This is a genomic window from Paenibacillus sp. NPDC058177, from assembly GCF_042883835.1.
GTDB lineage: Bacteria > Bacillota > Bacilli > Paenibacillales > Paenibacillaceae > Paenibacillus_AQ > Paenibacillus_AQ agri.
Window position 1 is genome coordinate 138201 of the sequence record NZ_JBHVVB010000007.1, and the last position, 19931, is coordinate 158131.

Annotated in this window: 20 protein-coding genes; 6 read left to right on the forward strand and 14 right to left on the reverse strand. The window is 52.0% G+C overall.

The window, feature by feature from the left end; all coding sequences use genetic code 11:
* Positions 1 to 32 precede the first annotated feature (32 nt).
* The 5 genes from ACFVU8_RS24210 to ACFVU8_RS24230 all read right to left on the reverse strand — a co-directional run bounded on the left by ACFVU8_RS24210 (position 33) and on the right by ACFVU8_RS24230 (position 4658).
* Positions 33 to 356: a cytochrome C oxidase subunit IV family protein gene (locus ACFVU8_RS24210; protein WP_175372229.1), complete on the reverse strand. Its 324-nt coding sequence runs from the start codon at positions 354 to 356 to the stop codon at positions 33 to 35.
* A 3-nt stretch (positions 357 to 359) separates the two neighbouring features.
* Positions 360 to 986 (reverse strand): cytochrome (ubi)quinol oxidase subunit III, encoded by a 627-nt coding sequence (locus ACFVU8_RS24215; protein WP_066374645.1) that lies wholly within the window; start codon positions 984 to 986, stop codon positions 360 to 362.
* Between the two features lie 7 nt (positions 987 to 993).
* A complete protein-coding gene (gene ctaD, locus ACFVU8_RS24220; RefSeq protein WP_175372271.1) occupies positions 994 to 2832 on the reverse strand; it encodes a cytochrome c oxidase subunit I in 1839 nt (612 codons plus the stop codon).
* Between the two features lie 128 nt (positions 2833 to 2960).
* On the reverse strand, positions 2961 to 4010 hold the full coding sequence (gene coxB, locus ACFVU8_RS24225; protein ID WP_379468567.1) for a cytochrome c oxidase subunit II: 1050 nt from the start codon (positions 4008 to 4010) through the stop codon (positions 2961 to 2963).
* Between the two features lie 459 nt (positions 4011 to 4469).
* Positions 4470 to 4658, reverse strand: coding sequence for a hypothetical protein (locus ACFVU8_RS24230; protein ID WP_042123803.1), 189 nt, complete (start codon positions 4656 to 4658; stop codon positions 4470 to 4472).
* Between the two features lie 463 nt (positions 4659 to 5121).
* Here ACFVU8_RS24230 and ACFVU8_RS24235 point away from each other — a divergent pair, with 463 nt between their 5' ends.
* The 3 genes from ACFVU8_RS24235 (at position 5122) to ACFVU8_RS24245 (ending at position 7578) form a co-directional block, all read left to right on the forward strand.
* On the forward strand, positions 5122 to 6141 hold the full coding sequence (locus tag ACFVU8_RS24235) for a serine hydrolase domain-containing protein (protein ID WP_387430702.1): 1020 nt from the start codon (positions 5122 to 5124) through the stop codon (positions 6139 to 6141).
* 62 nt (positions 6142 to 6203) lie between these two features.
* Entirely contained in the window at positions 6204 to 6542 is a 339-nt protein-coding gene (locus ACFVU8_RS24240; RefSeq protein ID WP_379468571.1) for a DUF4870 domain-containing protein, read from the forward strand.
* A 97-nt stretch (positions 6543 to 6639) separates the two neighbouring features.
* Positions 6640 to 7578: a diacylglycerol/lipid kinase family protein gene (locus ACFVU8_RS24245; protein WP_387430704.1), complete on the forward strand. Its 939-nt coding sequence runs from the start codon at positions 6640 to 6642 to the stop codon at positions 7576 to 7578.
* A gap of 172 nt (positions 7579 to 7750) precedes the next feature.
* Here the strand turns inward: ACFVU8_RS24245 and ACFVU8_RS24250 are convergent, their stop codons facing one another.
* The 4 genes from ACFVU8_RS24250 to ACFVU8_RS24265 are packed head-to-tail and all read right to left on the reverse strand — an operon-like array spanning position 7751 to position 10365.
* Complete coding sequence (locus ACFVU8_RS24250; RefSeq protein WP_175372233.1) at positions 7751 to 8344, reverse strand: xanthine phosphoribosyltransferase; 594 nt, start codon at positions 8342 to 8344, stop codon at positions 7751 to 7753.
* A 47-nt stretch (positions 8345 to 8391) separates the two neighbouring features.
* Positions 8392 to 8703, reverse strand: a complete 312-nt coding sequence (locus ACFVU8_RS24255; protein WP_379468576.1) for a hypothetical protein — start codon at positions 8701 to 8703, stop codon at positions 8392 to 8394.
* A 49-nt stretch (positions 8704 to 8752) separates the two neighbouring features.
* A complete protein-coding gene (locus ACFVU8_RS24260) occupies positions 8753 to 9553 on the reverse strand; it encodes a TrmB family transcriptional regulator (RefSeq protein WP_387430706.1) in 801 nt (266 codons plus the stop codon).
* Between the two features lie 29 nt (positions 9554 to 9582).
* Positions 9583 to 10365 carry a zinc ribbon domain-containing protein gene (locus ACFVU8_RS24265; protein ID WP_387430708.1) on the reverse strand — a complete coding sequence of 261 codons (783 nt, stop codon included), beginning with the start codon at positions 10363 to 10365 and terminating at the stop codon, positions 9583 to 9585.
* Positions 10366 to 10502: 137 nt separating this feature from the next.
* Between ACFVU8_RS24265 and ACFVU8_RS24270 the strand changes: the two genes are divergently transcribed.
* Entirely contained in the window at positions 10503 to 10880 is a 378-nt protein-coding gene (locus ACFVU8_RS24270; RefSeq protein WP_387430710.1) for a hypothetical protein, read from the forward strand.
* 229 nt (positions 10881 to 11109) lie between these two features.
* Positions 11110 to 11811 (forward strand): GTP pyrophosphokinase, encoded by a 702-nt coding sequence (locus ACFVU8_RS24275; RefSeq protein WP_379468609.1) that lies wholly within the window; start codon positions 11110 to 11112, stop codon positions 11809 to 11811.
* 699 nt (positions 11812 to 12510) lie between these two features.
* On the opposite strand, the gene ACFVU8_RS24280 is transcribed toward ACFVU8_RS24275, so the two are convergent.
* Together ACFVU8_RS24280 and ACFVU8_RS24285 are read right to left on the reverse strand one after the other, a co-directional pair.
* Positions 12511 to 13230, reverse strand: coding sequence for a hypothetical protein (locus ACFVU8_RS24280; protein ID WP_387430712.1), 720 nt, complete (start codon positions 13228 to 13230; stop codon positions 12511 to 12513).
* A gap of 27 nt (positions 13231 to 13257) precedes the next feature.
* Positions 13258 to 16338: a DEAD/DEAH box helicase gene (locus tag ACFVU8_RS24285; RefSeq protein ID WP_387430714.1), complete on the reverse strand. Its 3081-nt coding sequence runs from the start codon at positions 16336 to 16338 to the stop codon at positions 13258 to 13260.
* 249 nt (positions 16339 to 16587) lie between these two features.
* Between ACFVU8_RS24285 and ACFVU8_RS24290 the strand changes: the two genes are divergently transcribed.
* Positions 16588 to 17223: a hypothetical protein gene (locus tag ACFVU8_RS24290; RefSeq protein ID WP_387430716.1), complete on the forward strand. Its 636-nt coding sequence runs from the start codon at positions 16588 to 16590 to the stop codon at positions 17221 to 17223.
* 193 nt (positions 17224 to 17416) lie between these two features.
* Here ACFVU8_RS24290 and ACFVU8_RS24295 read toward each other — a convergent pair whose 3' ends face one another.
* The 3 genes from ACFVU8_RS24295 to ACFVU8_RS24305 form a co-directional block, all read right to left on the reverse strand.
* Positions 17417 to 17797, reverse strand: a complete 381-nt coding sequence (locus ACFVU8_RS24295; RefSeq protein WP_175372241.1) for a RidA family protein — start codon at positions 17795 to 17797, stop codon at positions 17417 to 17419.
* 105 nt (positions 17798 to 17902) lie between these two features.
* Positions 17903 to 18568, reverse strand: coding sequence for an oxidoreductase (locus ACFVU8_RS24300; RefSeq protein WP_379468589.1), 666 nt, complete (start codon positions 18566 to 18568; stop codon positions 17903 to 17905).
* A gap of 46 nt (positions 18569 to 18614) precedes the next feature.
* Positions 18615 to 19889, reverse strand: coding sequence for an MFS transporter (locus ACFVU8_RS24305; RefSeq protein ID WP_379468591.1), 1275 nt, complete (start codon positions 19887 to 19889; stop codon positions 18615 to 18617).
* Positions 19890 to 19931: the final 42 nt, after the last annotated feature.

The window sequence follows — 19931 nt, forward strand, 5'->3', positions numbered from 1 at the left end:
CATGAACTGCCCTCCTCTTCCGCAAATCACCTTTAGTCCCACCATACCCAGTAGAGTGACATGATAATACAAGTACCTGCTACAAAAAATCCACCGATCATGAACAGGATGGGCAGCATATGCCCTTTATCCTTCAAGTGCATCCAGTACCCCATCTGCACAAACACTTGCAGTACAGCCATTACCAACAGCAGAATCACCGCGAACGATGCATTCACTCCGCCTGCCGCAACTGCAGCGAAAGCGATCAAGGTCAGCACAATCGAGAAGATGAATACGACAATATGCTTTTGCGGTCCTTCATGCCGGTAGCGGTGCTTAACTCCGCCTTGTGGCGTTTGTTGATCCGTCGTCATGATCTAGCCCACCTTTCCAAGCAGGTATACCACTGTGAAGATGAATACCCAGACCACGTCGATAAAGTGCCAGTACATGGCTGAGACATAAATCTTCGGCGCAGTGATAACGTTCAGTCCCTTGCGAGCCAGCTGAGCAATCAGAATTCCAATCCAGACTATCCCGAAGGCAACGTGTGCGCCGTGGAACCCGACTAGCGTGTAGAACGCGGAGCTGAATGCGCTTGTAGTCATTCCGAATTCTTCATGTCTTATATACTCACTGAACTCATAGATTTCCAGTCCAAGAAAGCCGAGTCCCAGAACGACTGTAATGAGCAGCCAGTTTCGCAGCACAGCCGGACGATTCCGGTGCATCGCCTGGATGGCGAATACACTCGTCAGACTACTCACTAGCAGGATGAAGGTTGCCGCTGCAACCAATGGCAGATGAAATAGTTCATTAGCTGTCGGGCCTTCATTGGTCTGATTGCGCAGGGCCAGGAAGGTGGCGAACAGGGTGCCGAAGAGCACCGCTTCCCCGCCCAGAAATAGCCAGAAGGCGAGCACTTTATTGCGTCCCTCCAGGGTCGCTTTTTCCGGTTCGTGTGGAAGCGTGCCGTTAGCTGCTTCTGCGTGTGCCGTTGTCATTCCATCCTCACCCCTCTTCCAGCTCTTCAGGTTCAATATGCCAGCCGTGATCATCGAACACGGAACGCAGCACCATCGACCCAAATGTAATGAGAAGCCCGATTGCCGTTACAATGTAATTATTGAAAATAAAGCTCATAAACGCGTTGCCGAAATCATCCCTGCTGAACATAAACCCAAGTCCCGCTATGAAGATTCCCACGGACATGACGAACGGCAATGCGGTAGCGGAAGGCATGTGGATGGAACCGACTGGCTCCGCAGGCGTCATCCCTTTATTTCCGGCTGTTTTCTCTTTCCAGAGAGCATCAATGCCACGCACTAGTGGCGTTTGCTTGAAGTTATACTCCGGTGGAGGAGAAGGGATACTCCACTCCAATGTCCGGCCGTCTTCCCAAGGATCATCTAATGCACCCACAGGCTTTCTGGAAGTCAGGAATACGTTGGTCAGGAAGATAATCGTTCCCACACCCATCAGACCCGCACCGATCGTACTAATCAAGTTCAGGAGATCAAACTGCTGGTTCGGCAGATACGTGAAGACACGGCGCTGCATACCCATTAGTCCAAGGAAATGCTGCACAAAGAATGTCATGTGGAACCCAAGGATGAAGGTCCAGAAGGTCCACTTGCCGAGTTTCTCGCTCAGCATGCGTCCGAACATCTTCGGCCACCAGTAATGCAGCCCTCCGAATAGGCCAAGCACCAGGCCGCCTACGATAACGTAGTGAAAGTGGGCGACGACAAAATACGTGTCATGGAACTGAAAGTCTGCTGGTGCAGAGGCCAACATGACCCCGGTGACACCGCCCATTGTAAAGGTTGGAATGAAACCGGCTGCGAACAGATTCGGCGTGGTAAAACGCACCTGTCCACCCCACATCGTGAACAGCCAGTTGAAGATTTTGATTCCGGTAGGTACGGCAATAAGCATCGTCGAAACCGAGAACAACGCGTTCGCGACCGGTCCAAGACCCGTAGTGAACATATGATGCGCCCAGACCATGAAGCCGAGAAAGGCGATCAAGATCGTAGCGAAGACCATCGAGCTGTACCCGAACAGACGCTTGCGCGAGAAGGTCGGAATAATCTCGGAGATGATCCCGAACGCAGGCAGGATCAGGATATACACTTCGGGATGTCCGAAAATCCAGAAGATATGCTGCCAAAGCACGGGGTTACCGCCGGCACCAACCTCGAAAAAGTTAGCTCCAAGGATTCGGTCAAAGGTCAGTAGTACCAGGCCCACCGTAATGGCCGGAAAAGCGAAGAGAATAATAGCGGAAGTAATAAATGTGGTCCAGGCGAACATCGGCATCCGCATGTAGGACATCCCCGGCGCACGCATTGTGATAATGGTTGCCAGAAAGTTAATGCCCCCAATCAGGGTACCTAAGCCCGCGATCTGCAATCCGATGGTATAAAAGTCTACTCCGTGTGTCGTACTATAAGTGCTGGTAGACAATGGCGCGTAGGCTGTCCAGCCGGCATCAGGTGCACCACCCATAACCCAGCTGAGGTTGAGCAGCAGGCCGCCGAACAGGAAGGTCCAAAAGCCAAGCGCATTAAGAAAAGGAAAAGCAACGTCGCGTGCCCCGATCTGGAGCGGAATGACCGCATTCATTAGGGCGAAGATAATCGGCATAACGCCAAGGAAGATCATCGTGGTTCCGTGCATCGTAATCAACTCATTGAAGAGCTGAGCGTTTAGAAAGGTATTCATCGGCTTGATGAGCTGAATTCGGATCAGGATCGCTTCCAGACCGCCAATGCCAAAAAACAAACCTCCGGCCCATAAATACAGAATTGCAATTTTCTTGTGATCGACGGTGGTGATCCAATCCATCAGTCCGGTGTGCCGTTTGACGGTATGACCATGCTTCAACGGCTTGGAATGGTTCAGGACAGGAGCTGCTTGAGCCAAGATTCGTACCCCCTTTTCAAAATTGCTGCTTGGTTTAATGGTTGAAAGGACTAGTTCAATTTGTAATTAGCCAGGTAATGGGCAATGCCGTCAATCTCTTCATCGGTCAGTCCCAAATCCTTGGGGCTTGGCATCAGATTGTTCGGCTTCACGCTCTTAGGATCATGCAGCCAGGTCTTCAAGTTCTCCTCAACAGAAGCACCCTCTACTCCTGAATCATCATTGATCAAGATCCCGGCTATAGCTTCCCGTGAGCCAATCCCCGTCAGGTTCGGTCCAACGGATATCCCCTGATCACCTACCGCATGGCATTTCAGACATTGGTCCTTGAAGGTCTTGGCCAGGGCCGGATCTTCAGGAAGCACCGCTGCCGGTTTCTTCATACCATCGATCCATTTCTGAAATGCTTCTTCACTGACGGACTTGACCTTAAATTCCATCAGGCCGTGAGAAGGTCCGCACAGCTCCGCGCACTTGCCTCGGTAAACGCCTTCATTTGGCGCACTGAAGCTGAAGCGGTTAATGGTACCCGCCGGGTTCGTATCCAGCTTACCAGAGAGCGATGGCACCCAGAAGGAGTGTATTACATCGGCAGTCTTCAATTCAAAGGCGATATCCTTTCCCTTAGGAATCACCAGATCCTGCGCCGTAGTTATGCCGTAATCAGGGTACTCAAACTCCCACCAGTATTGGTGACCTGTTACCTTTACTTTAATTGCATTTTTGTCATTCCAATGATCATTACCAGCAGCAAACACCGCTTTTACCGTTGGAACCGCCAGAACAACTACTAAAATCAGCGGAATCACGGTCCATAGAATCTCCAGCTTGATGCTGCCCTCCACCTGTTCAGGAATCTCGCTCTGTCCCGGCTTTCTGCGGAACCGGATCATCACAAATGCCGCGATGGAGAAGACAATCAGCAGCACGATAACCATAATGGTAATCGACAGTTTCATGAGTCCGTACGAGGTTTCTGCCGCCGGTCCCTGCGGCCTGAGTGCCGACAAGTCCGCGCGTCCGCAACCGGTAAGAAGAATGAGTCCAAAAACTGCGATCATGGGAAGGAGTCGCCTTACAGCTTGCCACGTTTTCATCATAGATCTACCCCGCTTTTCCCGATTTCATAATTTACCGTATTTTCCCTGTCAATTATAACAATCACTATTAATATAAGTTTAAGGGTGGGTTTTGTCAATCGTTCACAGCTAGTTCACAAAGTCTTTTCAGAAGGCCAAAAAGCCTGTCATTACTGAATTTAATAACGTTTTCTGAAAACGTATACAAATACAATTATATAATGAAAGCGATTGCATTTTAAAATGTGTCTATTAATTCATTTGACTAATTTATTCTCTGATTGTTTAATGAAAAATTCGCGTATTCATTGCGGGGCTTGCTTTCAACGGATTTTCTTCCACTTTTCACCAGTGTTGGAACGCAAAAAAAACCGCTTCCTGAAGCGGCACGCCGCCGGACACGGTTTATGAGAATCCTCATGGATGTAGTTACTCAGAATGTTGTCGTAAGAACGTCTGGGTGATGATCCTCTCTTGTATTTAGGAGACGGATGAATTCATCTTTACCAGTTCATGCTCTACGACCATGGTCAGCTCTTCTTCATAGCCTCCCGTGATCCGATACTTTCGGACGTACTCCTTTACGAATTTCTTGGGATCTTTGGGCCGGAAAATACGTGTCATTTCCCGTAGACTTTCCTTAACTTCGTTATGACCTTTACTTGCCATGATCAGTTCCCTCCCAAAACATTGAAAATGAATGCTCCGTTGTAGAGAATGCATGATGAAAAGTCCGCCGTAACTCCGAAATGCAAGTCAGTATCCGTTACACATACGTAGCTCGCACTATCCGCTTGACGCTGCTCCAATAACTTATTGAAGTGGATACATCATCTTGCAGGAGAAGCAGGTTCGTCGTGATTTGGGCTGAGAGCTTGAGATGCCTGTAATGAAAGCACCTCGACACTTTAATTACCCGAAGAGCCACTTACTGAATCACTCCTTTCGGGCCTTATCGTTATATTGTATCATATTCCGGCGCAACTTCCACCTTTCCATGTAAAATGTGCTTATGGGAAATATTTTTATTTTATGGCATGTAATTGGGGTGAGCTTTCCGGATTCCGGGTAAAATACACTCATATTTCAACTCGGCTAGCATGCCTGTCTGGATCAAGAAAAGGGGACCTCTATGATGAATCATCCATTGAATTTACTTCATTCACCCCATAGCCCCGTCTCCTTCATCGAAACAGCGCTCCCTGAAGACACAAACACTGACAGCTTCCTGTTGGAGCAAGCACATCAGACCATCCTGCAGAGCTATCCCAAAATGCACAGTATGCTATTAGTACGCCAAGGAAAGCTCATCTTTGAGCGTTATTATGGCGATTATCAAGCTGGGTCGCTAAATGATCTGCGTTCAGCCACCAAAAGCTTCGTCTCACTAATAACGGGGATTGCAATCAAGCGCGGGGACATCCCTTGTGTTGAAACCCCGGTCTGCGAAGTGCTGCATCGTCATATGCTCTCCCAGCCTTCGCCCCAGCTCGAAGAGCTCACCCTCCGCCATTTGCTGACCATGACCGCCGGCTTCAGTTGGATCACGGGAAAGAAGCTGGGGGAGCCACTCATTCGCAAGTTTCACAATAGCCGCCGCTGGGGAACCTTTGCCCTAAGTCTGCCGATTCTTCCTGGCAGTATCGGGACCTTTCAGTATCGCAGTACCGATACCCATCTGATCTCTATGATGCTCTCGGAGTCCACAGGTCTAGATGCCTTCAGCTATACCCGCCAGCATTTCTTCACTCCACTGGGAATTACTCATGTTACCTGGAACTCAAGCCCCGAAGGGCATAGCATGGGCCATATCGGTTTATTCATGACCGCCAGGGATATGGCCAAGACAGCCATCTGCCTCCTGAGCGGCGGTCTCTGGGCGGGCGAAGAGATTGTCCCGCAGGCATGGTTACAGGAAGCTCTCGAACCTCAGACATCCGGCTATCCCTCCTTCGGCGACTATGGGTACCAGTTCTGGAACGGGACGATGAGCGGACAACCCTTTAAGCTTGCGCACGGCCATGGCGGACAGCAGATTCTACTGCTGCCAAGTCTGGATGCTGCTGTGATCTTCACCGCAGAGACTAAAGTCAGGCAGTGGAAGAATCCACGGAGACTAGTGGAGCAATATCTGATCCCTGCTATGGGCTGATGAGGATCACATACTTTGTCCACCGCCCTCATAGAATGATGGGGAGAAGGAGTGTGATCCCTTTGTCCCCTTTCAGATCATCTACAGGCCTGCCCGACAATATCGCGGGTGCGCTATGCTATTTCTTCCCTTTTGCAGGCGGCATCGTCTTTCTGGCTCTGGAGAAAAAAAGCCGCTTTGTGCTTTTCCATGCCTTGCAATCGCTGATCGCCTTCGGCGCGCTGATGGTCGGACATGTAATTAGCGGCCTGCTGCCGCTTATTGGTCCGCTCATTGCCGCCATTCTCTCCCTTTGCGGCCTGGCGATCTGGCTCCTGATGGTTTATCACGCGCTGGGTGGCCGATGGTATCGGCTGCCCTGGGCGGGAACTTTCGCGGAACAACAGCTTCGCCACATTTAATCTCCGTCCTCTTGCGTAAAAAAGATTCCCTTTCACTCTTCCACTCCTTACAATGGAGAATAGATTACACTGGATCTTTGAAGCTGGGGGAAAAGAAATGTACTTATTTATCATAAATCCACGTTCCGGGGGAGGCACAGGGCAGCGAACATGGCGGATCGTAGAGAAGCTGCTGAAGCAGCGGCTCATTTCTTACGAGACCCTGTTCACTAAGGATGCTGCAAGCGCGGAACGTGCCGTACTGGAGGCCTTGGCCCGGCGGGAGCATTGGGAAGCTGCTGTTGTTGTCGGAGGCGACGGCACGATTCACAGCGTGCTCGGCGCTCTTCATCAGACCGGAATCCGGCTTGCGGTAATTCCGGCCGGCTCCGGCAATGATACAGCCCGCGGGTTCGGCATCCCTCTGGATCCGGAGACGGCACTGGCGACAGCCACCGGTGGTCGCTGGCTGGACAGCGACCTGCTCTCCGGCAGGGACGGATTCACTTTGACCGCTTTCGCTAGCGGCTTTGACGCCCAAGTAGCGGTTAATGTGAATACCAGCCGCTACAAGCGTTTTTGCAACGCCATCGGCGCCGGACAGTTGGCGTATATTATCGGCATCCTGCATACGCTGCTGACCTTCAAGCCTTGCCGGGTCAACGTAGCCTGCGATGGCAAGGAGCATTCCTTCGAGACGGCCTGGCTCGTCTCGGTCTGCAACCTGCCGGGCTATGGCGGCGGGCTACAGATCTGCCCGCAGGCGGAGGCCGGGGACGGCCAGCTCGACGTCTGCGTTGTGCACGGGTGCAGCCGCGGGCAGCTCCTGCGGCTGTTCCCTACGGTGCTGAAGGGCAAACACGTGTCTCTGCCCTTCGTCACCATGCTGCGAGGACGCAGCGTAGCTGTGACCTTCGAGCAGCCCCGGCAGGCCATCGGCGACGGCGAGAGCCTCGGCCTCGCGCCGCTCGCCGTGCGCTGCGTGCCTGGCGCGCTGCGCGTGCTGTCGCCGCAGGGCACAGCCGCGGCGCAGAGATCCTGCCAAGCCAGCGGCTAGGCAGGGGATCCCCGTCGTGCCGGATAGGACGGCACGACAATAAGGCCAGCACGCGTAGAACCACGCGTGCTGGCCTTTCTTCTGCTGCGGCGCAGAGTAGCCGCAGCGAAACAAGCCGGAAACCATGGGCAGCTGCCCGGGTTTCTGGCTTGTTACTCCGGGGTGCTGCCGTCTAACCCGGCAGCACCTCATCGTCTTCCACAAATGCAATTTGTCCTTCCGTCAGCGAAGCGATTCGCACGAGCGATTCCACACGATAGCCCGCTTCCTGCAGCAGCCGGTGACCCGGCTGGAAGGATTTCTCAATCACAATACCAATCCCGGCCACGCTGCCTCCGGCCTGTTCCACAATCCTCGCCAGCCCGAAGGCGGCTTCGCCGTTCGCCAGAAAATCATCGACGATCAGAACCCGCTCTCCTGGAGCGATGAATTTCTTGGAGACGGTGATTTCATTGGTCTCTTTTTTCGTAAAAGAGTATACCTTCTCCACATAGATATCCTCTGTCAGTGTCAATGACTTCTGCTTGCGGGCAAAAATCAGCGGCACATCCAGCTCCAAAGCCGTCATGATGCCTGGCGCAATGCCAGAGGACTCGATGGTCAGCACTTTCGTGATCTCTTCCCCGTTAAAGCGGCGGGTAAACTCGCGCCCGATCTCCCGCATCAGAACCGGATCCATCTGGTGATTCAAGAAAGAATCTACCTTGAGCACACCTTGGCCGAGAACGATGCCTTCATCGATTACTTTTCGCCTCAACAACTCCATATGTACTCCTCCTTCTCCCACAAAATGGACCCTTACCTCCTCACAGGCTACAGCCCGGTCGGCTTCTGAGGCAAAAGGTTGCCTACAATGGATTTCAAATCATGGTCTTCCTTATGCTGATCCTTAGCATTACCCGTGTCATACCCGGTAATCCGAATCTCCGAATAGTTAGCCCCTGCATTCACCGGTTTGAAAATCAGCTTCTCCCGGTCCGCCAGCCGCACCTCGAATTTCATGTCCTTGAACATGCCAATCAGCTCAGCCTCACCCGGAGTGGCACCTTCATCCAAAAACAACAGTCCGCGCAGTGGCTTTGGACCTTCCGGATGCACAACTTCAAAATGAACGATGCATTCCATACATTTCACCTCCCTGAAATAATTTCGTTTCGGGCTGAAAGGCTCAGCCTTATTCTTGCCCATCCTCGCTGTGCATTACATATTTGCTATAGATGCTGCTATAGCGATCACCGTACCGCTGTTCCAGTTCGGCGCCCATATCCTGCTCCAGCTCGAAAAGTACCATTTCTTGTGTAAAATGATTCAACAGCAGTTCCACCATCACCGGATGTTCAGTGACGACAGCCTGTGCCGTACCGTCACTGTAACGCATACCAAGCATGCACCAGCTCCGATCGATCACAAACGAGAATTTGCGGCCATCACTGCGCGGCGGCTTTCCGCCCAGCGGCGTCCAGGCTGGTGGAGCTGCAACGGCATTGTCGCCGTCAAACGCCCACAGGAGCCTAACTCCCCGCAGCTCAGCTTGTTCCAGCTCGCTGCGCAGCAGTGTTGCTTCCTCCCGCCATACGTCAACCACGATCTCCTGCTCGGCCAGATTCAGCTGATGTATCAGTGCGCCAAGCACGTTGCGGTCTCCCTCAACATTGTAAAATGACGGGGTTACCGGTCCGCCGCGCGGCATTTCATTCTCCATATAAGCGAGGGAGGACTGAATCCGCCCGGAGATCATCGTCGACAGTTCCTCCGGATTAAGCACACTATACCGTGCAGGCTCTCCTTCCCCGCATCGCACATATCCTTGTTGTGTCAGGCGCTGCAACGCAGCATATACGTTAGATCTCGATACTCCGAGCTGTTTGGCTACTTCATAGCCCGAAGCTTGACCTTTGGTCGCCAGCTCCACCATAATTTTGGACTCCATCTCTGTGAAGCCCAGATTGCGCAGATGCAGCAGCAACTGTTCCATTCTTATGTCCCCCTAAGCTGACTGTAAAACTAGATTTGCTCCGAACCGCAGCGCGGGCACCACATGGAGCCTTTTGGAAGATCTGTGCGGCAGATCTGGCATTTCACCATATCCCGCACACCATGCTCCTCGCTAGTCGCTGCCGGATCTTGTTGTTCTCCCGATTTCCAATCGCGGATGCGCCGATCCAATTCAAGCTGCCGCAACCGTTCACGTTCCAATTCATCGGCATGACGACGTTCCTTGTCAACATCCGGGTTACTCTCATCATTCTCTTCGAGTGGAAGTTCATCCTCTGCAAGCCCTGCTTCGGGATACACGCCAGCCGGACTCATCTTCAGCGCGATCTCCCGCTCCTCATCGGTCAGGTCCTCAGCACCATAGTATTGATGCTCATCTTCTTCCTCTTGCACGGTGTACACCGGCTCTGGCGGGGCAGGCGCCTTATACGTAAAAGCCGGTTCTTCCTGCTTGCGTCCGCAGTGCGGGCAAAAATTGGCGTCCAGGGCCACAACCTGGCCACAGGCACACAGCCGTTCATTTTTCAGCTCAGCTATGCGGGAACGCAATACGTCAATTCTCTCCTGGTGTCTTGAACAGACACGCGACAGCTCCACCATTTTCCCTTCGGCCTCTGACATATCTCTCAAACGATATCCTTCATAGAAAAGCCGGCCCATTTTCATAAATTCAACTTCCATCTCACGCTCGATATCTGAAATCTGGCTATTCAGCTTACCGATTTCCACAGAACCTTGTGCTTTTTCGGTAACCCGGCTGGCACCGTCCTTGATACGCTGCAATAAGTTCATCGATGCTCCTCCTTCTCCACAGTGAAACGTGCTTCTATCATACCAAATGTACCGCACAGATTCATTATTTACCGTTCTGTGTATAATAGTAAAAAATGAACCCTAGGGCAATATAACGGAAAACGGAGGGATTCACGATGCCGGCCAATGACCAGAAAAAACGTTATTTTGTCTCTGCAGCCCATGGCGTAATACAGAATATCCGCAACGAGTCCAATGAGTTTGAAGTGCACCTGAATGATGAGGAGCTTACAATCCTGCAGGATCTGTTAACTAATCTGGAGAGCGACGATGATTATACGTTCCGCCGTGCCTTTGTTCCGTTTAAATCCGCCGATCACGATGACGCCGCCGAGGAGTTTGATGATCAGACCATTGCCTTATACCAATATTTGTACGAACATGGCAGCAACGACACCAGACAAATGATTAAGTCCCTTAATGTTCTAACTAAGCTGGAGAACACCGCTTATCAAGACAAAGGTTATGGCGGGGGCACACCCCTGAACAAATAGATACTCATGATGCAGCGGCTATATGAACAGTAATACGTAATTTAGCCCGGAATGTTTGTGAAGAATCCTTGAACAGCCGCTGACCGGACCCCGGAGGGGAATCCTCCGGGGTTCGTTTTTTTGCTTCCGGGGATATAGATCGGTTAAAATAGAGTCAGTCACACATAACGAAATCGGGAGAGAAGCAGTGGAAGACGAACAAGAAAGCCGTCAGCTTACGCTGAGTCAGTTGCAGGTACACGTAAAGGATCTTCAGCAATGGAAGGCCAATGAGGATTTTGCCAGACAGATTGAGGAATTCAAGGCATTACCGGCCCTTTACCGTCATGCTCTTAATGAGCTTCAGAATAAAATTGATATCATCAGAACAGAATGGCAGGTTCGGGACGGCTTTAGTCCGATCGAGCATGTCAAATCCCGGATCAAGGAACCTAAGAGTATCATCCAAAAGATGGAGCGCAAGGGATACGATCTTTGCCTTGAGAATATGGAGAACTATATTCATGATATTGCCGGTATGCGAATTGTTTGTGCATTTGTCAAAGATATCTACCGTTTAGTGGATCATTTAAGCAGGCGTGAGGATATGCGCGTTCTGGAGATCAAGGACTATATCGCCCATCCTAAGCCGAACGGCTATCAGAGCCTGCATGTTATCGTCGCTATCCCGCTGATCCTGCTCGAAGGGACACGCTGGGTGAAGGCAGAAATTCAGCTTCGTACCCTTGCTATGGATTTTTGGGCAAGCATGGAACACATCCTGTATTATAAATTCGATAAACAGCTTCCGACACATGTTGCGGACGAACTCAAAGAAGCCGCCCGCGCCGCAGATGAACTCGATCAAAAAATGCTCCGCCTGCGCAGAGAGATCCTGGAACTAACCGAAGGAGACAGCAGCGGGAGCAGTAGCGGCCTGCGTAATACTTAAGAACTGCTCTGTTTGAGCAGACTAACATACACAGAGTAGTTGAACAGAATTTCAAACCGATGTGAAGAATTAATTCAATGGCTCAATAGGCTGCTTCCTATACAGTATTGATTGAACAACTTCTGCGCTATCTAAAAAGAACCTTCGTTCCCGAGCTTGAGTAGCGGGGTGAGGGTTCTTTTGGTTTATACTCATTACTTACTTCTTACCAATTATCACTAATAATCCGTCACTACTTATCGCCACTGCACTACTTAGCACGTACTTCTCACTGTTTACCACTTACTTCTCTCTACTTATCACTCACTGCTTATCACTCACTGCTTACTTTCTACTTCCTGCTTATTACCTGCACCCTATCCATCGCTCATTATCTCAATTCTAAAAATAACAGGATTATCTCCAGTTATTCAGAGCTAAAACTCAATCACCCTTCATTTAACTGGAAATTCTCCAGCTAATTCGCTTAATATCCCCCACTATCCGGCCCAATGACAATATTAACAGGAGTTTTTCCTGATAATTAGCGGATAACTCGCCAATTCAGCAAATTAACGTGAGAAATTCCTGTTAAACCCCTACCTCACCTGTTCCACACAGGCAAAACCTTTGCTGTACTCGTTATACTTCATCGTACTTCCCTCTACTGTACAGCACTACACTTCACAAAAATCTCCCGCGTTATTCCACAACTCGATATCAAGCCTTGCGTATGTTCTGCGCCCGCTTAACAGCAGCTTCGGACACCCGTCGCATGACCAGATGCAGTCCCTCGCGGGCTTTCGGAGTCTGGGGCAGAAGCCGTTCCCACTCTTCCTTCGTATCCGCAGTAACCGGTGCGGAGGGGAGAGCACGTTCTGCGATTTCATGAAATAACGTACCTGGCTGATGCAGGGAGCCCTCGGCCGCCGCCTCGGCCAGCCACTCTCCAGAGGTGATCGGCGGTCCTTTCCGCTCGAGCCGGACCAGCTCGGATGCCAAATCACTAGGCTTTGCCGGTTCGTCCTCGACAGCTTCCTGCCCCTTCTCCTCTGCCCAAAACGCAAATACTCCGTTCAGCAGCTCCACCTGGGTCATCCCCCGCAGCGCAAAAGCCAGCCATGGATCATGAGCCAACTGGTTCTTCAGCAGCTTAAGCAGTTCGGTCTTCTTGCCTTCATGGAGGAGGCTATAACTCCCTCCCTCCAATTCAGCCGCAGACGGCAAAAGATAGGTTTCAAGAATCGCATCGGCTATACGCCCCTGAAGCAGCCCATACACTTCACCGGCCTGGTCCGCCAGCATACGTATGATACCTCTCTTGGCATCCGCCGCCCAGAGCGGAACCTCCAGACTGACCCTGTCATCAACGTCCCATACTGCATTTATTTTGCCGGGGGAGACTTCCAACTTCAGCTTTGGCTCTGATAACTCACTCATGTGATCCCTCCTGTTCCCCTTCCCGTTCTACATCCAGTCCTGACCCTGCAGCTCAATAAGCTCCTTCAATTCATGATTGGACATCTCAGTCAACCATGTTTCGCCAGAACCAACCACCTGCTCGGAAAGGCTTTTTTTGCGTTCAATCAGTTCGTCAATCCGTTCTTCAAGCGTCCCCTGACAGATTAGCTTGTGAACCTGCACATTTTTGTGCTGGCCAATGCGGAAGGCCCGGTCTGTCGCCTGGTTTTCCACGGCCGGGTTCCACCAGCGATCATAATGCACCACATGGTTCGCCCGCGTCAGATTGAGCCCAACCCCGCCGGCCTTCAAGGAAAGCACGAAGAATGTCGGCTGGTCTCCATTCTGGAAATCATGTACCATCTCGTCACGCTCGCGTTTCGAAATCCCGCCATGCAGGAACAACGGCGCTCTTCCGTAACGACGCGATAACCTGCTGACCAGCAATTCGCCCATCGCAACATACTGAGTAAAGATCAGCGCTGATTCGCCCAGCTCCGCAATACTGTCCAGTACCTCGAACATGACCTCCATTTTGCCGGATTGCTCACTCCGCAAGCCCCGGCCTTCATCCCGACGGAACAGCTGAGGATGATTGCAGATCTGCTTCAGCTTCGTAAGGGAGGACAATACGAGACCACGCCGGGCCATGCCGGAGCGTTCGCCGATCACCCCAAGCATTTCATCCACAACCCCTTGATAGAGCGCTGCCTGGGTATCCGTAAGCGGACAATACGATTTGAGCTCCAGCTTCTCCGGAAGATCTTTGGAAATGTCCGGGTCGCTCTTAAGCCGTCTTAGTAGAAAAGGCGATACCAAACGATGCAGCTCGCGCAGCCGCTCTCCACCTTCGCCGGATACATAACGCTGGCGGAAGGAATGATAGGTGCCGAGATAGCCGGGATTTAAAAAGTGGAAAATAGACCACAGCTCGCCAAGTCTATTCTCTACCGGTGTCCCCGTCATCGCGATCCGATGTGGTGCGGAGAGCTTCATCACGCTCTGCGCCTGCTTGGTGCGGTGGTTCTTGATATACTGCGCTTCATCAAGCACAACCGTTGACCACTGCACGCCTGCAAGATCCTCACTGTCCCGGCCTGCCAGGTGATACGTCGTCAGCACAATGTCGTGGCTGTCCGCCAGATCCAGAAAGCCCTCGCCGCGGACCCGGCGACTGCCGTGATGGATGTGCAGCGATAGCGAAGGTGCAAACCGCTGCAGCTCACGCTGCCAGTTGCCGAGGAGCGAGGTCGGGCACAGAATCAGCACCGGCCCCTTCTTTTCCCCTTCAGGAGCTGTAAGTGCGCGATCCAGTAGGCAGGTAATCACCTGGACCGTCTTCCCAAGACCCATATCGTCGGCCAGACAGACCCCAAATCCGAGATTGCCCAAGGCAGCCAGCCATTGATAGCCCCGCTCCTGATAAGGCCGTAGCGTGCCCTGAAGGACATGCGGGACGGGATGGCTCTCACCCCGCAGCACATCGCCGTGCATGATCGAAGCCAGCAGACCGGAAGTTTCCATGCCCGTAACGGACATGCCTTTCCAAAGCCTATCTTCGCCATCTTCCGCTTCCAGCCTCATCCAGTCCGCAGCAGTCATCTCACCACTCTCATGACGCTTCATATATCTTAGAACCTGGCGAATCTCCTTCGGATCCACCTCGACCCACTCACCCCGAAAACGGACAAAAGGAACCCCTGCCTCTACCAATGCCTGCAATTCCTCTTCAGTGATAGAGGTATCTCCTAATGAAGCCTCAATGCGGAAGGAGATCAGCTCCTCCATGCCGAGGGCAACTGCTGGCGGACCGTCTAATCCTCCAGGAGGCTGCATCTTCATCTTCATACCTACACGCCGGCGCCCCTCACGGCTCCAGCGCGAAGGCATCTGCACCGTTATTCCCCGGGCGGTCAGCTGCTGCACGGTCTCCTTCAGGAAGAAATGCAGACGATGCGGCTCCAAATCTACACCTTCAGGGGCTGGATGATTAAGCCCCGCCTGGATATCAGGCGATATCTTGCCCGCACTTCCGAGCGCCGTCAGAAACTGCTGCTGGATGTTGCGGTAGCGCCTGCCCCACAGCGTAAATTCCTGTTCTCTACTGCCCCAGATAGCTTGAGCGGGAAGCCAGAACTCTCCCTCTTCCCGATTCTCTGCCCAAAAAGACAATCGCCAGACTTCTGCGTCTTCTACCGGTGGCTCCAGTCGCAGACCCAGTCCAAGCTGCCCGCTCTGCTCCTCTTCGGCCGCGGTATGCGGAACTCCGCTTCCCGCGGTTTCATTCACACCGGCCAGCAATTCATCAACCTCGGCCTGGGTCCCCTGTACCGGAATGTCACGGCTGCCGGTCAGTAGACTGTCCCACCACAGCTCCGTCAGTGGCGAGGTGCCGCGCCGATAATTAGCTTTGAAGGGGGACAGCTCCCCTTCCATCCCGGCGATAACCCGCTTGATCTCGGCTGTCATGATCGCCTGCAAGAAAGAATACAGCACATACGCCCCCGCATCTTCGCGGGACGTGACCTCGCTGGCTTCAGCTGTGTGCGTTCCTAATGCCAATACCGGCATTGAGGCTGCCAGCTGAAGAAAGTACTCCCTGTCCTCCGGTTTGCGAAAAACTGGCGACCAGCAGGCCGCAGCTGCCTGCTCGCCGCCCCGGCGGCGTGAGCCTACCGGACGCAGCGGCTGGGCACCGGGAACAAACCCGCCCGTGCCCATCAGCTCCAGGGCGAACCGGGCCGCGGCTGCCCAGTAGCGCAGCTCGCCTCCTGGCTCCACGCCCTGGCTTAGACATTGCTCCGCGTCCCACGCGAGCAGCAATTCAAAAGCATCTTTGGGCGCCAAGGCCAGCCCTTCAAAGGTACGGCCCGGCAGCGCGCGGCGGGCCGGCTTCCCTTCCACAGGCAAGACTGGATATTTCACTTCCGCCAAGCGCAGCGCTGCGCTCACAAAAGGACGCAGTCCTCCCTGCAGCTCCAGACGCTTGACCACCCGGGTCCACGCATCTACCTTCGGCTCAGATGTCTCGCCGGAGAAGCAAAATAAAACGTCTCCTAACCATATTGCATACAGATGCTTATTCATTGATGATCTCCTAATAAATAATTCAAATATATAAAGGATCAAATATCCTTGAAGTAAAAGACTTCATCTCATCATCATATACGAAAAAGCGCCGATTTAAAAACCTTTCTGCTTTTTTTCTGCAGATTTTCATGCAATCCCCTCTGCAACCGGAGACAATTCCGTCCGTATGCTATAATTGAGATTATTTAACAGGAGGTGGCACGGATCAAATCGCAAGTCCCATTAATCCTTAATCGACGACAATTCATGACGGGTTTGATCTTACTCGGTGCACTTATTGTGCTTAGCATCCGCTACCCCGGGACGGATTCCTGGTTGGATATCCTGATGAATACCTTCGGGATTCCGCTATACAGCTCACCAGCAACCCGGACCGGCCTGCACTATTCCGGTATAGTATCACTAATTTTGCTTCTAGCCTCAATTGCCTTTTTCAACATGTCTCTGTCACGTCATCGGCTGCTCCTGTTCATAGTATTCATGATATTACTAACCAATGTGCCTCACTGGTTGGTCAGTAGCTACCAGCGCATGTTCGCTTCAGGTGTGTACGCACTTGAACTAAAACCCGAAAAAATAATATGTACATACAAGCTTGAGGGGGCAACTTACAACGGTCAATGTCAGCTGCCTGTGCGCAATTACAGTGTCAACGGAGTCGTGGCAAAAGTAGTCCTTCAATTGCCTGAGCTCGAAGGACACCCGCTAGCCGGGGGCTCCATTCCCCTCTCTTCCCTTGAGCTGAAGCCCCATGATAGCGGTAGCTACACTGCTGAATTTCAGCTTCCTGCAACAGGAACTACCAGCATGGAAAGCGGACAGCTGAGAGGATTTTCGGTCACCCTTATTGACAAAAAGCACAGCCGCACCTGGGAGCAATAGGATTCCCTATCAGCAGAAACCCAAGCTGAAGGCTGAAGCCCGATGCTTATTCAGGCCACAACCGGACAACAGCAAAAGGGAGCCACAGCATTCCTGCCGCGACTCCCTGACTTGTGTACTCTCTATTGCATTTCATGTCGACTCCCAGCGGTGCAGGATAGCTTGTCCTATACTGCTGGAATTTTTGTGCGGTTTATTTCTTGCGGGCAATCGCTTCAATCTCAACCAGCCCATCTTTCGGCAGACGCGCTACTTCAATCGCGCTGCGTGCCGGGTAAGGCTCTGTGAAGAAGGTGCTGTACACTTCGTTCACCGCTACAAAATCATTCATATCCTTAAGGAACACTGTAGTCTTAATTACATGATCCAGTGAAGCGCCTGCCTCTTCCAAAATAGCCTTGACGTTGTTCAGAGCTTGACGGGTTTGTTCCTGTACGCCTTCCGCCAGTTCTCCCGTCTCTGGATTCAAACCGAGTTGACCGGAAGTGTGTACCCAACTCCCCGTAGCGATAGCTTGGCTGTATGGCCCGATTGCACCAGGCGCTTTGGATGTTGCTACTTGTTTCTTACTCATAATTGTGTTCCTCCCATATCCATGGATTATTTATGGTCCCATTGTACGTCCTGATCTCTATCTAATGCAAACATCAATCTGCGTAAGACGTGAAGCCGCCTGTCTTTAGCCCTTTCCGATTACATGTATCACATCATTAGGATAGATATGTACGCCAGCGGTACCAGCCAGCGAAATATTCACCATAGCCCGGGCTACCGTCTCTCCCGGGATGGCCTTGTATTTGGCTGCTTTACCAACCATGGCAAAATCCAGCGCCGTCATCAGGCGAGCCGCCACCCGCTCCCCAAGTCTGAATTCCTTACGCTGTCCCAGCAACAGGGAAGGGCGGAACAGATGCAGACCATGGAAGCCGGCCGCGATTAGTCCCTCTTCAGCACGTCCCTTGGTTCGGCTGTAGAAATTGCGGGACTTCGCGTCGGCCCCTATCGAGGAGACCGCCAGCAGCTGCCTCACTCCCTCTTCCTTTGCTATAGCAGCAGCCTCCAATGGATATCCAAGATCGACCCGTTCGAAGCTGCTTTGTGAGCCTGCGGTTTTGATCGTCGTACCAAGACAGCAGAACATGACCTGCACTCCCTGGAACTGCTCTCTGTACCGGGACAACTGCTCCCAGTCCACTATGGTCTGCTTGAGTAAAGGATGCTTGATCCCGATGGGACGCCTGACCAGCACCCTGATCTCATCCCAGGCTCCCCGGCGCAATAGCTCCTGGGTCACTGCCTTCCCTACCAAACCGGTGGCTCCCAGCACCATCGCTATTCGTGACATTGCAGAGCCTCCTTTTTCAAAAAAATCATCATAAATCATATCACCTTTACGCATCTTTAAGAATTTTCCGCCCGAGCGTTGCAGCCAGCACGATCATCAGTAATCCGACGACTAACTGCGTTCCGAACACCTGTGTCCAGCGCGGCCAATCCTCAATCCATTCATAGATTTTACCGCCGATCAGCGGACCAAAAAACGAGGAAATCCCTGTAAGTGCTGCATACACAGCCATATACATCGGCCGCTCTTTTTTAGGTGTATCGCCAATAATAAAGTTGAAGGCCAGCTGATTGAAGCCACCAACTCCCACTCCGAAGACAATATGGGCGGCGAACAGCACCACCAGCATCGGCAGCACCGAGAGCAGACCCCAGATCAGCGAGGAAACAGCAATAATCGGAAGCGTCCAAAGCAACAATCGTTTGTTGCTATATTTCGCATTCAAGTTCCCCCAGACATAGAAGCTGGCCATCATGAACACCGTCTGTGATACGTTGAGCAACGACATAGTTTGATAATTGATATTCAGCAGTTGCAGCATCACATAAGAATACAGTGGAACAACAAGGTTTTGCAGCAAAAGCCAGCCAGCAAGGAACAATGTAGACTTCATGAACAGTGTATCGTGAAGCGGTTTCTTGAGCATCGGCAGAAACTTGTTTTCTTCAGACTTCTCAAACGGCACATCCGGGTAGAACAGGTAGACAATAATGTTAGCCGTTGAGAAAATCCATACCACAATGTACAAAATGAGAAAACCATGGCCTCCGGGATAACGGTCCAGAACGATGCCGCCGCCGTACATCACCAGACTGCCCAGAGCGTTCAGAAAAGTATTACGGATTCCGAAATAACGGCCGCGCACCTTCGGCGGAACCAGATCACTGATAACAGAGCTCCATAACACGGAGCCTGCTGTATTTGCAATGAAAGCGGTTGTATATAACGCTATAAAAGCTATTACCCAGTATTCTTTTGGGAAGATAAACGGCACCAGGCCGGTAGAACTCCACAGTATCCGGTGAAGGGCAACAAAAGTGACCATAGCCCACTTGCGGCTGGGCAGCTTCTGGATCAGGAACGCAACACCAATCTGGCCGATATTGACCAGCGTCGTCAACGCCAGTACAAAACCGATCTGACTGGAGGTAGCTCCCAAATATAACAGAAAGCCCGTAAGAAACTGCCCTTGAAGCAGGACCTGGAAGATCGTCGCAGGAATCCCCTCAAATGTGGCTATCTGTAAATTCTTGCGCTGTACAGAGGCTTTGCGAATACGCTTGGGACGATGAACCGGTTGCCTGTTTCTCATGATGCTCATGGGGACGATAACACTCCTTTGATGCGGCTTTGGCTTCATTCT

What these genes read in the sequence shown, in the direction of transcription:
- ACFVU8_RS24210 (WP_175372229.1), bottom strand. Translation starts at nt 356, where the DNA reads ATGACGACGGATCAACAAACGCCACAAGGCGGAGTTAAGCACCGCTAC.
- ACFVU8_RS24215 (WP_066374645.1), bottom strand. Translation starts at nt 986, where the DNA reads ATGACAACGGCACACGCAGAAGCAGCTAACGGCACGCTTCCACACGAA.
- ctaD (WP_175372271.1), bottom strand. Translation starts at nt 2,832, where the DNA reads ATGGATTGGATCACCACCGTCGATCACAAGAAAATTGCAATTCTGTAT.
- coxB (WP_379468567.1), bottom strand. Translation starts at nt 4,010, where the DNA reads ATGATGAAAACGTGGCAAGCTGTAAGGCGACTCCTTCCCATGATCGCA.
- ACFVU8_RS24230 (WP_042123803.1), bottom strand. Translation starts at nt 4,658, where the DNA reads ATGGCAAGTAAAGGTCATAACGAAGTTAAGGAAAGTCTACGGGAAATG.
- ACFVU8_RS24235 (WP_387430702.1), top strand. Translation starts at nt 5,122, where the DNA reads ATGATGAATCATCCATTGAATTTACTTCATTCACCCCATAGCCCCGTC.
- ACFVU8_RS24245 (WP_387430704.1), top strand. Translation starts at nt 6,640, where the DNA reads ATGTACTTATTTATCATAAATCCACGTTCCGGGGGAGGCACAGGGCAG.
- ACFVU8_RS24250 (WP_175372233.1), bottom strand. Translation starts at nt 8,344, where the DNA reads ATGGAGTTGTTGAGGCGAAAAGTAATCGATGAAGGCATCGTTCTCGGC.
- ACFVU8_RS24255 (WP_379468576.1), bottom strand. Translation starts at nt 8,703, where the DNA reads ATGGAATGCATCGTTCATTTTGAAGTTGTGCATCCGGAAGGTCCAAAG.
- ACFVU8_RS24260 (WP_387430706.1), bottom strand. Translation starts at nt 9,553, where the DNA reads ATGGAACAGTTGCTGCTGCATCTGCGCAATCTGGGCTTCACAGAGATG.
- ACFVU8_RS24265 (WP_387430708.1), bottom strand. Translation starts at nt 10,365, where the DNA reads ATGAACTTATTGCAGCGTATCAAGGACGGTGCCAGCCGGGTTACCGAA.
- ACFVU8_RS24270 (WP_387430710.1), top strand. Translation starts at nt 10,503, where the DNA reads ATGCCGGCCAATGACCAGAAAAAACGTTATTTTGTCTCTGCAGCCCAT.
- ACFVU8_RS24280 (WP_387430712.1), bottom strand. Translation starts at nt 13,230, where the DNA reads ATGAGTGAGTTATCAGAGCCAAAGCTGAAGTTGGAAGTCTCCCCCGGC.
- ACFVU8_RS24285 (WP_387430714.1), bottom strand. Translation starts at nt 16,338, where the DNA reads ATGAATAAGCATCTGTATGCAATATGGTTAGGAGACGTTTTATTTTGC.
- ACFVU8_RS24290 (WP_387430716.1), top strand. Translation starts at nt 16,588, where the DNA reads ATGACGGGTTTGATCTTACTCGGTGCACTTATTGTGCTTAGCATCCGC.
- ACFVU8_RS24295 (WP_175372241.1), bottom strand. Translation starts at nt 17,797, where the DNA reads ATGAGTAAGAAACAAGTAGCAACATCCAAAGCGCCTGGTGCAATCGGG.
- ACFVU8_RS24300 (WP_379468589.1), bottom strand. Translation starts at nt 18,568, where the DNA reads ATGTCACGAATAGCGATGGTGCTGGGAGCCACCGGTTTGGTAGGGAAG.
- ACFVU8_RS24305 (WP_379468591.1), bottom strand. Translation starts at nt 19,889, where the DNA reads ATGAGCATCATGAGAAACAGGCAACCGGTTCATCGTCCCAAGCGTATT.